We start from the raw sequence: 13,488 nt of genomic DNA, 5'->3' as shown, positions 1-13,488 counted from the left end.
GTAGCGTCCGGGGGACGGACGGGAGGTCACCGTGGAGGACATTCTCGAAGCAATCATGGCAGCGGAGGGCTCCGCACAGCCGGAGCGGGAACTCGCCGGCCTCGCCGGCCTGCCGGTGCCGGCAAGCTACCGGGGCGTGGTCGTCCGCGCCGAGGACACCCGGATGTTCGACGGCATGGCCACCCGGGACAGGGACCCGCGCAAGGCGCTGCGCCTGCAGGAGGTGCCCACCCCCGAACTCGGCCCGGGTGAGGCGCTGATCGCGGTGCTGGCCAGCGCGATCAACTACAACACGGTCTGGACCAGCATCTTCGAGCCGCTGCCCACCTTCACGTTCCTTCAGCGCTACGGCCGGGTCTCCGAGCTGACCCGCCGGCACGACCTGCCGTACCACGTGGTGGGCTCGGACGCGGCCGGCGTGGTGCTGCGGACCGGGCCCGGGGTGACCCGGTGGAAGGCCGGCGACGAGGTGGTCGCGCACTGCCTCTCCGTGGAGCTGGAGGACGCCGCGGGCCACGACGACACCATGCTCGACCCGCAGCAGCGGATCTGGGGCTTCGAGACCAACTTCGGCGGGCTGGCCGAGCTGGCCGTGGTCAAGGCCAACCAGCTCATGCCGAAGCCGCGCCACCTGACCTGGGAAGAGGCGGCCAGCCCCGGGCTGGTCAACTCCACCGCGTACCGGCAGCTCGTGTCCCACCACGGGGCCAACATGAGGCAGGGCGACGTGGTGCTCATCTGGGGCGCCTCCGGCGGCCTGGGCAGCTACGCCACCCAGATGGCGATCAACGGCGGCGCGATCCCGGTCTGCGTGGTCTCCTCGCCCGAGAAGGCCGAGCTGTGCCGGAAGATGGGCGCCGAGCTGGTCATCGACCGGTCCAGGGCCACCGGCGAGGGCTACCGGTTCTGGCGAGACGAGGAGACCCAGGACCCGGACGAGTGGCGCCGCTTCGGCGAGCGGATCCGCGAGCTGACCGGCGGCGAGGACCCGGACATCGTCTTCGAGCACCCCGGCCGGGAGACCTTCGGCGCCAGCGTCTACGTCGCCAGGCGCGGCGGCACCATCGTCACCTGCGCCTCCACCAGCGGTTACCAGCACCAGTACGACAACCGCTATCTCTGGATGCACCTCAAGCGCATCGTCGGCAGCCATTTCGCCAACTACCACGAGGCCTGGCAGGCCAACCGACTCGTCGAGCTCGGCAGGGTTCACCCGACCGTGTCGAGGACCTACCCGCTGGAGCAGACCGGACAGGCCGCGTACGAGGTGCACCGCAACGCGCACCAGGGCAAGGTCGGGGTGCGCTGCCTCGCGCCGACCGACGGGCTCGGCGTTCGGGACATCGAGCTGCGCGCCCGGCACGAGACCGCGATCAACCGCTTCCGCGGCCACTGATCTTTTTCGATTCCTGACAACGGATCGCGGGGCGGTCTCCCACAACATTTCCCGGCCGTTCCGCGTCCGGTCCGACGCGCCCGCGACCTGCCAAGATCGCCATCCGGCCCGACCCACGCCCCGGGCCAGAAGATGACCATGTAAAGAGGACGCGAAAGCTCCGTACCGGCTCTTGCGAAGCACCCTGGGGCGTCTGCCAGTATGTCCCAATGCCCCAGCAGCAGTCCTCCCCTCTTGCGTTCTTCGACAACGCGAACTCCCAGCCAGATTTCACAGTCGGCCTACGCGGATACAACACCAATCAGGTCGACGACTTCATCGGCCGGCTGAGCGCCGCGCTGAGCCAGTCCGAGCAGGCTCGGGCCGAGGCCGAACAGCGGATGAACGACGCCCAGCGCCGGCTCCGCCAGGCCGAGCAGCGCCAGAGCGCGCTGGAGCAGAAGCTCACCGAGACCAACAAGCAGCTCGAGGAGAACAGCCGGCCGACCCTCTCCGGCCTGGGCACCCGCGTCGAGCAGATCCTCCGGCTCGCCGAGGAGCAGGCCAACGACCACCGCAACGAGGCCAAGCGCGAGTCGGAAGGCATCCTCTCCGCCGCCCGGCTGGAAGCGCGGGAGATCACCGACAAGGCGCGTGCCGAGGCGGCCGCGATGAAGGCCAGCGCCGAGCGGGAGGCCGGCAGCGTCCGTACCGCCGCCGAGCGGGAGGCCGCCGAGGTTCGGGTGCAGGCCCGCCGCGAGGCGGACACCCTGCGCGCCGACGCCGATCGGGAGACCAAGCAGCTGCGTACGGTCACCGCGCACGAGGTGGCCGAGCTCAAGTCCACCGTCGAGCGGGAGGTCGCCACGCTGCGGGCCACCGCCGAGCGGGAGATCACCCAGCAGCGGGCAAAGGCCGCCCGGGAGGCCGAGGAGAAGCGGGCCGAGGCGACCAAGCTGCTGACCGACGCGCGGGACAAGCGCGACAAGGACCTGCAGTCCCTGGAGCTTCAGCTCGCCGAGCGGCGGGAGAAGGCCGAACGCGAAGAGTCGGAGCGGCACGCCGCCCAGGTCGCGCAGACCCAGAAGCTGGTCAGCGAGGCCGAGCAGCGGGCCCGGACGGCCCATGAGCGGGCCAAGGAGATCGAGCAGCGGGCCGAGGCGCGCCGGGTCGAGTCCGAGCGCACCGCCAACGACACCGTCGACAAGGCCAAGGCGCTGGCCGACAAGACGCTCAACGAGGCGAAGGCCGAGGCGCAGCGCCTGCTCAACGAGGCCCGCACCGAGGCGGAACTGACCACCCAGGCGGCCCGCCGCGAGGTCGAGGACCTCACCCGACAGAAGGAAGCCGTCACCTCCCAGCTCGGGCAGATGCTCTCCGGTCTCGCCGGCATCGTGCCCGGCATGCCAGCGGGCGGCAACAAGCCGGAGGCGGCCAAGGCCGACGGCGACGAGGGCAGGGCCACCGCCGAGTCGGCGAAGTAAGACACCACCCGCAACCGGGGCATGAGCCGCGGCGCGGGGTAGCACCGGGTGACCGGTGCACCCCGCGCCGTCACGCTTTCCCGCCTCCTTTGACACCTCGGTGAAGTCGGTCCCATCAGGCGCGTCCGTATCGCCCCAGGAGGGCCGGATGCGTGTGAGGATGGGGGCATGTCGCACGGCGAGGAACTGTTCGCTCTCGGCGGGGATGTGACCACCGAGCCAAGCTTCGAGTCCGCTCTGCGGGGATACGACAAACGACAGGTCGACCGGTACGTCGCCCGCGCGGAACACGAGATCACGGCGCTGGCTGCCGAGCGAGAGCAGGCGTACACCCAGATCCACAAGCTGGCCGGCCAGGTGGAGGTGCTGCAACGCGACCTCGCCCAGGTGCGCAAGCAGGTCGGCGTGGTGGACCGGGCCTCGTTCCGGCATCTCGGTCCCCGGGTCGAGCAGATCCTCACCATGGCCGAGGAGCAGGCGGACGAGATCCTTGTCGCCGCCAACGAGGAGATCGAGGCCCGCCGCACGGCCGCCGAGCACATCATCGAGGAAGCCCGCGAGCAGTCCGCCCAGGCCCTCAAGGATTTCGAGATCGCCCTCGCGGCCCGCCGAGCCGAGGAGGAGCGGCACACGGCCGCCCGCAAGGCCGCGGCGGACGAGGCCCTCCGGGCCGCCAAGGACGAAGCCGAGAAGCTGCGTCGAGACGCTCAGGCGGCGCTGGCCAAGGCCACGCAGGAGGCCACCCAGCTCCGGGACACCGCCAAGGAGATTCACACCCGCGCCCAGCAGGAAGCCACCCGGCTGCGGGAGACAGCCAAGGAGGCACTGGCCACGGCCCAGCAGGAGGCGACTCAGCTCCGCGAAGCGGCCAAGGAGGTGCACGCGAAGGCCCAGCAGGAGGCCAAGCGCCTGACCGAGACCGCCACCGAGGCCGGCCGGGCCACCCATGCCAAGGCCCGCGCCGAGGCCAAGAAGATCGTCGACGACGCGGAGGAGGCGGCGAAGGCGACCCGGGGTCGGGCCCGGACCGAGGCGAACCGGCTCACCACCGAGGCCACGGAGGCCGGCAAGCGCAACCGGGCCGAGGTCGAGGCGTACGTCCAGCGGGTGCGGACCGAGACCGAGGCGTACGTCCAGCAGACGCGGACCGAGACCGAGGCGTACGTCCAGCAGGCCCGCGCCCAGACGCAGCAGGAGCTGGGCGCCTGGCGGGCCGGGGTGGAGAAGGAGGTCAACGCCCGGCGGGAGGCGGCCGACAAGGAGTTCGCCCAGCGCCACGCCACCGCAGAGCAGGAGCACGCCAAGCGCCGCGACGAGCTCGACAAGCAGCACAAGAAGCGGCAGGACGAGCTGGAGAAGACGTACCTCGCCCGGCGGAACGAGATCGAGCAGGGCGCCACCGCGATCCGGCAGGCAGCCGAGCAGGACGCGCTCACCATGCGCCGGCGGGCCGAGGAGGAGGCGGCCGAGCTGCTGCGCCGCGCCGAGGCGGAAGCCACCGACAAACGCCGCAAGGCCGACGAGCATGTCGCCGCATCCCGCCGCCAGTTCGAGGAGTACGCGGCCACCACCCAGCAGCACCTGGCCACGACCCAGCAGCACCTCGCCGCCACCCAACAGGAGGTGGCCGCCGGCCGGCAGCAGCTGGCCCAGGTGATGCTGGAAATCGCCAATGCCCAGCAGGAGCTGGCCGACCTGCGGACCGAGACCTGGAAGTCCCGCCAGGAGTCCGACGACCTCCAGCGCGCCCTGACCGAGCTGCGCCAGGCGGCGGGCGCGGGTTCGCCGGGTCTCGCCGCCACTCCCGTCGACCCGGATCGGCTCTCCCCCAGCGGCGGCGAGCCGGCCACGGCCAAGGAGCCGGCCGGCGCCAAGCAGCCCGCCGGCGCCACGGCTGCGGCCACCGAGCCCGCGACCGAGGCCGGCGGCGCGCGGCCGGTCGGCGAGCCGGTGACCACCGTGGACGGGGGCACCGCCACCGCCGGTGTGGACGGCGAGCCGACCGTGGCCGCGGTGCCGGGCGAGGGCGGCCGAGGCGCCACCCCCACGAAGATCACCAGCACCGGTGAGAACGGCAAGCGCCCGACCAAGCCGACCACCGACGAGCGCAGCGCCAAACCCAGCACGGTCACCGTCGACAAGGACTGATCAGCGCCCGGCACCGGCGGCCGCAGCCGGTTCGGGCGTGTCGCGTACGGAGAGGTGGTCAGCCCGCCTGCCGCTGCTGCGGGCCGGGCACCGGTGTGTCGGCGAAGGCGGCCACCGTCCGGTCGGCGTACGCGCTGACGTCGCCGGTCTCCATCGGGCCGGCCCAGGTGGTCGGCAGCGGCACCGGCACGGCCGGGTTGACCCGCCGGACGATCTCGTCGAGCACCGTCTCCGCGTCGCCGACCCACAGGTGCTTGGCGCCGGGCACCCCGACCACCTCCGCCTGCGGCACGGCCGTGAAGCGCTGCCGGGCCTCGTCCGGGCGCAGGTAGTCGTCGAACTCGGGCACCAGTGCGGTGAGCGGCTTGCCCGACTCCGCCCAGACGGTCAGGTCATCGGGCGTGGAGAAGCGCAGCGGCGGGGAGAGCAGGATGGCGCCCGCCACCGCCGGGTCGCAGCCGTACTTGAGCGCCAGGTCGGTGCCGAACGACCAGCCGACCAGCCAGATGTTCGGCAGTTCCTGGAACTCGGCGTACTCGATGGCGGCGGCGACGTCGAAGCGCTCGCCGACCGCGCCGTCGAAGGCGCCCTCGCTGGTGCCCCGGACGCTGCTGGTGCCCCGGGTGTTGAACCGGAGCACCGCCAGATCAGCCAGCGCGGGCAGCCGCCAGGCCGCCTTGCGGAACACGTGGCTGTCCATCATCCCGCCGTGGGTGGGCAGCGGGTGCAGGCAGACCAGGGTGCCGGCCGGTGCCCGGTCCAGCGGCCGGGCCAGCTCACCGACCAGCGTCAGCCCGTCAGCGGTGTGCAGCTCGATGTTCTCCCGGTGACCGGGCAGGATCGACGACGCACGGATCGGTGTGCTCACCGTCCCAGTCTCGCGCGCCGCCGGGCCCGCCGCCGGACGGGGCGCAAACAGGGTGACGCAGATCGCTCAGCCATAGCCGGGGGCACCGCGTCCGCGGTGAAGGTTCGGCGCGCGCCGGTCCCGGGCCCGCCAGCAGCCGCTGTGCCAGTGGCGCCGGTCGGTGAGGTCGCCCCGGTCGTCGGCCGGCCAGGCCACCACGTGCGCCACCCCCGGGCGGATCTCCTGGTCGCAGCCCGGGCAGCGGTACGTCTTGATCGACGCCCCGCCGCTGATCCCGCGTACCTGCCAGTCGCCGTCGCGCCACTGCTGAACCGTGGGCACGCCCTGGCGTACCCGGTCGGAGTCGAGGCGGGTGGACTCGTCCCGGCGGGGGCGATTGCGACGGGGGCTCACGGTCAACAAGCGTACGGTCCGCCGGCCGGAGCGCCCTGCGACGGGCGGCCCGGCCGTCGGCCCCGGTCACTTCCAGGTGTCGGGGCGGCCCAATTCCTCGGGCAGCCGCGCCCCGGCCAGCAACGTCTCCGCGTCGGCCTCCGTGAAGCTCACGTAGCCCTTGGGGGGATCGACCCCTGGCCACGGCCAACCAAACTGGGCGACGAGATGTGCCTTTGGAATGTCGAGCAGCTCCAGCTGCCCCCTCTTGTCGTCGAGGTGGGCGGGCCGACCATCGACGGTCCGGTTGCCGTCGCTACGGCTGCCCGCAATCTGCGCCCCGTACATCAGGCGCACATACATGACCGATGACTCCCCGCGGCCGATCGTGAGTTCCGCGGTGACCCCGTTCGGAACGGCGGAGACGTCTGCCTTACAGCCGACCACCGTCGCGTCCTTGGGCAACGTGGTCAGCCGCAGCGGCGCCTCACACCGTCGTGCCTCGTTCCAGCGGAGGGCGTCGACGGCCCGGTCCAGGGCGGCCCGGTCCCCGACCAGCATGGTTGCCCGGGCGTAGACGCCGGGGAACGGCTGCCACCCCTTGGCCAGGCCGCCGGTCGCGCCCACCGGTTGGACGCCGCCGTCGAAAGCCAGCGGGACCCTGATCCACTGACTCCCGGGGCCGTCGATCCCCATGTTGTTGAGCTGCTCCGCGGACCGGCTCACGTCGACGACGACCGGCAGCTCACCGGCGACGCTGAACCGGATCGACTCGACCTCTGCGTATACGTTGATGTCCCATCGCAGGTAGCGGGCCTGGCTGGTGTCCAGGCTGAGGTGCAGCACCCGCGCGTCGGTGCCCACCAGGTCGGGCCGCTGCGCGGCGCCGGGCACCCCGTCGGCCCGGGGCGGCACGGCCGGGGCGACGGTCGGGGTGGTGGCGATCCACGGCAGCCGGCCGGGCAGGCCGGCGAAATCCGTCCCGGTCACCCCCACGAAACCGAGGACCCCGACCAGAGTGAGGGCGGTGCCGGCCGCGGCCCGGCGACGCAGTTGGCGGCGGTGGCCTCGGGCTCGCGCGGCCCGCAACAGCCGGCGGGTGTCGATCTCTCCCTTGGCGCGCTCCCGCAGAGTCGAGGTGATCCGCTGGTCGAGGTCGGTCACGGCCGGCTCCCGTTGGTCGTCGGGGCGCCGCAGCGCTCCCGCAGATGGGTGAGCGCCCGCATCGCATGGGTGCGAACGGTGACCGGGGAACAGTCGAGGATCTGGGCGATCGTCGCGTCGTCCAGATCCTCGTAGTAGCGCAGCACCAGCACGGCGCGCTGGCGGTCGGGCAGCGCCCGGATCAGCCGCCACATCTCGTCCCGGTCGGCAGCCTCGCCGCTCAGGTCGTCACGCTCGGCCCGCTCGGCGAAGGTGTCCACGGCCAACTCCTGGCTGGACCGCCGGCGCCACCAGGAAGCGTTGGCGTTGACCAGCATTCGCCGCACGTACACGTCGGGCCGGTCGGCCCGGACGATCTTCCGCCAGTGCACGTACGCGCGGGCCAGGACGTCCTGGGTCAGGTCCTCGGCGCGGTGCTCGTCGCCGGTCAGCAGCCGGGCCAGGCGCAGCAGGGCCGGGCCCCGGTTGCCGACGTACTCCTCGAAGGTCACACCTTCAAGACGCCGTCACCGGCGCGCGGCGTTGACCCAAATCAGCGGTGCGTGTGGTCGCGGAAGCCGCGACCGCTCTTGCGGCCGAGGTAGCCGGCCGTGACCAGGTGCTCCAGCAGCGGCGCGGGGGCGAAGCCGGGCTCGCGCAGCTCCAGGTAGAGCTCCCGCTGGATGTCCAGCGCGACGTCCAGGCCGACCACGTCGAGCAGCTCGAACGGGCCCACCGGGTAGCCGCAGCCGAGCTTCATCGCGTGGTCGATGTCGTCGGCGGTCGAGTAGCTGGCCTCCAGCATCTTGACCGCGTCGTTCAGGTACGGGAAGAGCAGCGCGTTGACGATGAAGCCGGACCGGTCGCCGCAGACCACGCCGGTCTTGCCCAGATCGGCGCAGACTGCGCGGGCGGTGGCGGCAGTCTCCGCCGAGGTACGAATGGTCTGCACGATCTCGACCAGCGGCATGATCGGCGCCGGGTTGAAGAAGTGCAGGCCGATCACGTTGGCCGGCCGGTGGGTGGCCATCGCCACGTCGATCACCGGCAGCGAGGAGGTGGTGGTGGCGAGCACCACGCCCGGCTTGCAGATCTCGTCGAGGCTGGCGAAGAGGGCCTTCTTGACGCTGAGCTCCTCGACCACCGCCTCGACCACCAGGTCGACGTCGTCGAGGCGCTCCAGGGTGGCCGACCAGGTGACCCGGCCGAGCGTGGCATCCCGATCGGCCTCGCTGAGCTTGCCCTGGACCACACCCTTGTTCAGCGAGGTCTTGACCGCCTCGCAGACCTTGGCGGACTTCTCCACGCCCCGGGTCACCGAGACGACCTCGTACCCGGCCTTGGCGAAAACCTCGATGATGCCGGTGGCCATGGTCCCGGAGCCGACAACACCGACCTTGGTGATCGCCCGAGCGCCGTCGGCGAGCGCCGACTCCGTCGCCATCGGCGTCAGCTCGTCCGGTACGACCTTCGGCGAGCCCGGCCGCTCGTATGTGTAGAAGCCCCGGCCGGACTTGCGACCGAGCAGCCCAGCGGTGACCATCTGCTTGATCAACGGCGTCGGGGCGTGCCGGCGGTCCCGGCCGCCGCGCCGGTACATGGTGTCCAGGATCTCGTACGCGGTGTCCAGACCGATCAGGTCCATCAGCGCGAGCGGGCCCATCGGCAGGCCGCAGCCGAGCTTCATCGCGGCGTCGATGTCCTCGCGGCTGGCGTACCGCGCCTCGAGCATGCCCACAGCGTTGTTGAGGTAGCCGAAGAGCAGCGCGTTGGCGATGAAGCCGGCCCGGTCGTTGATGGTCACGTCGACCTTGCCGAGCCGCGCGCAGAGCGCCTCCACGTCGGCCACCACCTCGGCGGAGGTGACCACCGTGCGGATCACCTCGACCAGCTTCATCACCGGAGCCGGGTTGAAGAAGTGGATGCCGATGACCTGATCGGGCCGGGTGGTGGCGACGGAGATCTCGGTGACGCTCAGCGAGGAGGTGTTGGTGGCCAGGATCGCCTCGGGCTTGCAGACCCGGTCCAGCTCGGCAAAGAGCCGCTGCTTCAGGTCCAGATGCTCGGGGACGGCCTCGATCACCAGGTCCACCGAGTGCAGCGCGTCGAGCCCGACCTGGAAGTTCACCCGGCCGAGCAGGGCGTCCCGGTCGGCCTCGGCGAGCTTGCCCTTGGCCACCGCCCGGTCGGTCGAGCCGGTGAGGTTGGCGCGGCCGCGCTCCAGGGCGGCCTCGGAGATCTCCACGGCCACCACGTCGAGGCCGTTGCGGGCGAACACCTCGACGATGCCGGCACCCATGGTGCCCAGACCCACCACGCCTACACTGGTGAACTCGCGCGCCACGAGCGGCCTCCCCTGGTCAGCTCCGCCGCCCTCGCTTGACCGGCGGCTGGGATTCTGCGCCGGAGTCTGCCACGTGGCGTGCCTACCTTCAGCCGCGGGCCTCGACCGGCAGCGGCAGGACGCCGCCCGGCGGCTCGACGGACCCGCGCTGCACCGCCGGAACGGGCAGCGGCAGGGTGGGCCGGTGGTCCCGGCGCGGCATGGTGAAGCTCATCCCGACGGGGTCGGTCCGGGCCACCCCCGGGTCGAAGTAGCGCAGGTCGGTGCGGCCAACCCGGACCACGTCCCCGTCGGTCAGCTGGGCGCTGTCGGTGAGGCGCTGGTCGTTGAGCCAGGTGCCGTTGGTCGAGTCGAGATCTGTCAGCCACACCCCGTCGGCGGTCAGGTGAACCGTGGCGTGCCGGCGGCTCACGTGCGGATCAGCCAGCACAATGTCGGCGGTCGGCGCGCGACCGATCATTTGCGGGTCACGGCCGATCCGGAAGCTCAGCCCCCGCATCGCCCCACCCGACACCGTCAGCAGCGGCATCAGCTCCGGATGTTCCTCCATCGACAGTCACCCCTCAACCCCGCGTCGCCCCGGCGCCAGCCTGCCACCTCGCCCGTGATCGCCGTCACCGCCGCCCGGCCACCCTCGCGACCCCGGCCGGTCAACTTCCGCTCGCCGTTTCGGGGGCGCTGACGGTTCGATCGCTGGCCACCACCGTCGATGTCGGCGGCCCGACGGCAGGCTCATCCGAGGGCATGTCACGGCCCACGTCGACCTACCGGCCAGTAACGCTCAGGTCTAGACTTCGGCCATGACGGCTGTGCATGCCCCGGGAGCTCCACTCATCGTGGATGGTCGACTGGTTTCCACCAGTCCGGCGCGCGGCGAAGAGGTCGGGCGGGTCCCGGTGGCGACCGGGGCGGACGTGCGGGCCGCGGTCGAGCGGGCTCGCGTCGCGGGCGACTGGTGGGCCGGGATCGGCTTCACCGGCCGGCGAGAGAGGCTGCTGCGCTGGCGGAGCCGGATTGCCCGACGGATGGAGGAGCTGGCCGGGCTGGCACACGCCGAGGGCGGCAAACCCGTCGGCGACGCCGTGGTGGAGATCCTGACCGCGCTGGAGCACATCGACTGGGCCGCCCGGAACGCCCGGCGGGTGCTCGGGCCGCGCCGGGTCCGCTCCCGGCTGATCCTCGCCGAGTTCACCGGCCAGCTCGAATACCAGCCGTACGGGGTGATCGGCGTGATCGGCCCGTGGAACTACCCCGTCTTCACCCCGATCGGCTCCGCCGCCTACGCCCTCGCGGCCGGCAACGCGGTGGTGTTCAAACCCAGCGAATACACCCCGGTCGTCGGTCAGTGGCTGGTGGACCGCTTCGCCGAGGTGGTGCCGGAACAGCCGGTCCTCACCGCCGTGCACGGCCTCGGCGAGGTGGGCGCGGCGTTGTGCCGCTCCGGCGTGGCCAAGGTGGCCTTCACCGGATCGACCGCCACCGCCAAGGAGGTGATGGCCGCCTGCGCCGAGTCGCTCACGCCGGTACTGCTGGAGGCCGGCGGCAAGGACGCGATGATCGTGGACGCCGACGCCGACCTGGACGCCGCGGCCGAGGCGTGCGTCTGGGGGGCGTTGACCAACGCCGGGCAGACCTGCATCGGCATCGAGCGGGTCTACGCCGTCGACCAGGTCTTCGACGCCTTCGTCGACAAGGTGGTCACCAAGGCCGGCCGGCTCACCGTCGGCCCCGACGACGCCGACCTCGGGCCGATCACCATGCCGTCCCAGCTCGACATCATTCGCCGGCACATCGAAGACGCCATCGCCCGCGGCGGCCGGGCGGTGCTCGGCGGGCCCGACGCGGTCCAGCCGCCGTACGTCCACCCGACCGTGCTGGTGGACGTTCCGGAAGACGCGGACGCCGTCCGCGAAGAGACCTTCGGCCCAACGCTGACCGTCACCCGGGTACGCGACGTCGACGAGGCGGTCGAGCGAACCAACGCCCTCCCGTACGGCCTCGGCGGCGCCGTCTTCGGCCGGAAGCGGGCCGTGGCGGTCGCGCGGCGGCTGCGCTCCGGAATGGCCTCGGTCAACTCGACGCTCACCTTCGCCGGCATGTCGACCCTCCCCTTCGGCGGGGTCGGCGACTCCGGCTTCGGCCGCATCCATGGCGCGGACGGCCTGCGCGAGTTCGGCCGGGCCAAGGCCATCACCCGCCGTCGGGCCCGGTCGCTGCTGCCGTCGATGACCTTCGAGCGCACCCCGGCGGACGTCGCCCGCCTGGTCAAGGTCGCGAAACTGTTGTACGGCCGGGGCCGTTGACGGTCGGCCGACCCGGAATCAGAACAGGGTCAGCTCGTCGCGTTCGATGCCGCGCAGCTTGTCGTAGTCGACGACCACGCAGCGGATCCCCCGGTCGGTGGCGAGCACCCGGGCCTGTGGCTTGATCTCCTGCGCGGCGAAGACGCCGGCCACCGGGGCCAGCAGCGGATCCCGGTTCATCAGTTCCAGATAGCGGGTGAGCTGCTCCACGCCGTCGATCTCACCGCGCCGCTTCACCTCGACCGCGACCGCGCCCTGGTTGGCGTCCCGGCAGAGCAGGTCGACCGGGCCGATCGCGGTCATGTACTCCCGCCGGACCAGCGTGAAGCCCTCGCCGAGGGTTTCCGGATTGGCCGCCAGCAACTCCTGCAGGTGCGCCTCGACGCCGTCCTTGCGCAGGCCCGGGTCGACACCCAGCTCGTACGAGGTGTCCTGGAAGATCTCCTCCAGGGTGATCCGCAGCTCCTCGCCGGCCTTGTTGACCACCCGCCACACGCCGGGGGCTTCCTCCAGGCGGCACGGCGGGCTCATCCAGTTCAACGGCTTGTACGCCCGGTCGTCCGCGTGGATCGACACCGAGCCGTCCGCCTTCACCATGAGCAGCCGAGTGGCCAGCGGCAGGTGTGCCGAGAGCCGTCCGACGTAGTCCACCGAGCACTTCGCAATCACCAACCGCACCCGACGAGGGTAGCGGAGCACCCGGTGCTTGCCGACGAGCGCCACTGGTGCGCCGATGCGATATTGAGATCGTGCTCGAAGTTCTCACCGGTTCCGGTCTCGCCGCGTCGGCCGGCCTGAACGCCTACATCCCGTTGCTGCTCATGGGTCTGCTCGCGCGCTACACCGACCTGGTCGACCTGCCCAGCGGCTGGCAGTGGCTCGGCAACGGCTGGATCATCCTGATTCTCGCGGCGCTGCTCGCCATCGAGGTCGTCGCCGACAAGGTGCCGGTCGTCGACCACGTCAACGACGTGGTGCAGACAGTGGTCCGACCGACCGCAGGCGGGCTGGCCTTCGGCGCCGGCTCCAGCTCACAGACGGTCACCGTGAGCGACCCGGACAGCTTCTTCTCCTCGCACCAGTGGATTCCGGTCGCGGTCGGCGTGCTGATCGCGCTCGGTGTGCACCTGCTCAAGGCTGCGGCTCGCCCGCTCGTGAACGCGACCACCGCCGGCTTCGGCGCACCGGTCGCCAGCACCGCCGAAGACGCGACGAGCGTGATCATGTCAGCGGTGGCGATCCTGCTGCCGGTGCTGGTGCTGGTGTTCCTGATCGGTTTCGTCGCGTTTGTGTTCTGGTTTTTGCGCCGGCGGGTGGATCGACGGCGGGAACGTCAGGCGGCTCGGGCTGCGGGGTTCCGGGTTTGAACTGGTTGCTCTGGTTGCTGTTGAGGGCTGGGGGCGAGGGTGACCGGCTCCGGGCGGTCAGGCTTGATCCCTGCGCCGGTCACC

General features: G+C 71.6%; 12 protein-coding genes. 5 read left to right on the top strand and 7 right to left on the bottom strand.

Annotated features, from left to right (window positions below):
- Positions 1-31 precede the first annotated feature (31 nt).
- The 3 genes from ccrA to ABZ671_RS29380 all read left to right on the top strand — a co-directional run bounded on the left by ccrA (position 32) and on the right by ABZ671_RS29380 (position 5,007).
- Positions 32-1,396 carry a crotonyl-CoA carboxylase/reductase gene (ccrA, locus tag ABZ671_RS29390; RefSeq protein WP_357864235.1) on the top strand — a complete coding sequence of 455 codons (1,365 nt, stop codon included), beginning with the start codon at positions 32-34 and terminating at the stop codon, positions 1,394-1,396.
- 209 nt (positions 1,397-1,605) lie between these two features.
- The gene (locus ABZ671_RS29385; RefSeq protein WP_357864233.1) at positions 1,606-2,859 is read left to right on the top strand and encodes a DivIVA domain-containing protein; all 1,254 of its coding nucleotides are present in this window, start codon (positions 1,606-1,608) and stop codon (positions 2,857-2,859) included.
- 168 nt (positions 2,860-3,027) lie between these two features.
- Positions 3,028-5,007 (top strand): hypothetical protein, encoded by a 1,980-nt coding sequence (locus ABZ671_RS29380; protein ID WP_357864232.1) that lies wholly within the window; start codon positions 3,028-3,030, stop codon positions 5,005-5,007.
- 58 nt (positions 5,008-5,065) lie between these two features.
- Here ABZ671_RS29380 and ABZ671_RS29375 read toward each other — a convergent pair whose 3' ends face one another.
- The 6 genes from ABZ671_RS29375 to ABZ671_RS29350 form a co-directional block, all read right to left on the bottom strand.
- Positions 5,066-5,875: an alpha/beta hydrolase gene (locus ABZ671_RS29375; protein WP_357864230.1), complete on the bottom strand. Its 810-nt coding sequence runs from the start codon at positions 5,873-5,875 to the stop codon at positions 5,066-5,068.
- Between the two features lie 66 nt (positions 5,876-5,941).
- Positions 5,942-6,268, bottom strand: coding sequence for a hypothetical protein (locus tag ABZ671_RS29370; protein WP_357864228.1), 327 nt, complete (start codon positions 6,266-6,268; stop codon positions 5,942-5,944).
- Positions 6,269-6,334: 66 nt separating this feature from the next.
- Complete coding sequence (locus ABZ671_RS29365) at positions 6,335-7,411, bottom strand: hypothetical protein (RefSeq protein ID WP_357864226.1); 1,077 nt, start codon at positions 7,409-7,411, stop codon at positions 6,335-6,337.
- Positions 7,408-7,902 (bottom strand): SigE family RNA polymerase sigma factor, encoded by a 495-nt coding sequence (locus ABZ671_RS29360; RefSeq protein WP_357864225.1) that lies wholly within the window; start codon positions 7,900-7,902, stop codon positions 7,408-7,410. Before ABZ671_RS29360 ends, ABZ671_RS29365 begins: the two co-directional genes overlap by 4 nt.
- 41 nt (positions 7,903-7,943) lie before the next feature.
- Positions 7,944-9,734 (bottom strand): 3-hydroxybutyryl-CoA dehydrogenase, encoded by a 1,791-nt coding sequence (locus tag ABZ671_RS29355; RefSeq protein ID WP_357864223.1) that lies wholly within the window; start codon positions 9,732-9,734, stop codon positions 7,944-7,946.
- A gap of 88 nt (positions 9,735-9,822) precedes the next feature.
- Complete coding sequence (locus ABZ671_RS29350; protein WP_357864221.1) at positions 9,823-10,284, bottom strand: FHA domain-containing protein; 462 nt, start codon at positions 10,282-10,284, stop codon at positions 9,823-9,825.
- Positions 10,285-10,534: 250 nt separating this feature from the next.
- Here ABZ671_RS29350 and ABZ671_RS29345 point away from each other — a divergent pair, with 250 nt between their 5' ends.
- Positions 10,535-12,037, top strand: a complete 1,503-nt coding sequence (locus tag ABZ671_RS29345; protein WP_357864220.1) for an aldehyde dehydrogenase family protein — start codon at positions 10,535-10,537, stop codon at positions 12,035-12,037.
- A gap of 18 nt (positions 12,038-12,055) precedes the next feature.
- Here the strand turns inward: ABZ671_RS29345 and nucS are convergent, their stop codons facing one another.
- Entirely contained in the window at positions 12,056-12,715 is a 660-nt protein-coding gene (nucS, locus tag ABZ671_RS29340) for an endonuclease NucS (RefSeq protein WP_091269785.1), read from the bottom strand.
- A gap of 71 nt (positions 12,716-12,786) precedes the next feature.
- Here nucS and ABZ671_RS29335 point away from each other — a divergent pair, with 71 nt between their 5' ends.
- The gene (locus tag ABZ671_RS29335) at positions 12,787-13,404 is read left to right on the top strand and encodes a DUF4126 domain-containing protein (protein WP_357864217.1); all 618 of its coding nucleotides are present in this window, start codon (positions 12,787-12,789) and stop codon (positions 13,402-13,404) included.
- The last annotated feature ends 84 nt before the right edge of the window (positions 13,405-13,488 follow it).

The organism is Micromonospora sp. NPDC006766 (assembly GCF_040636055.1).
Classification (GTDB): Bacteria; Actinomycetota; Actinomycetes; order Mycobacteriales; family Micromonosporaceae; genus Micromonospora.
The sequence above is the reverse complement of the archived record's forward strand: the minus strand, read 5'-3'. Positions and strand labels throughout refer to the sequence as shown.

Bases quoted from the DNA above. Each gene is read 5' to 3' on its own strand.
- ABZ671_RS29345 (WP_357864220.1), top strand. From the start codon at position 10,535: ATGACGGCTGTGCATGCCCCGGGAGCTCCACTCATCGTGGATGGTCGA.
- ABZ671_RS29380 (WP_357864232.1), top strand. From the start codon at position 3,028: ATGTCGCACGGCGAGGAACTGTTCGCTCTCGGCGGGGATGTGACCACC.
- ABZ671_RS29350 (WP_357864221.1), bottom strand. From the start codon at position 10,284: ATGGAGGAACATCCGGAGCTGATGCCGCTGCTGACGGTGTCGGGTGGG.
- ABZ671_RS29385 (WP_357864233.1), top strand. From the start codon at position 1,606: ATGCCCCAGCAGCAGTCCTCCCCTCTTGCGTTCTTCGACAACGCGAAC.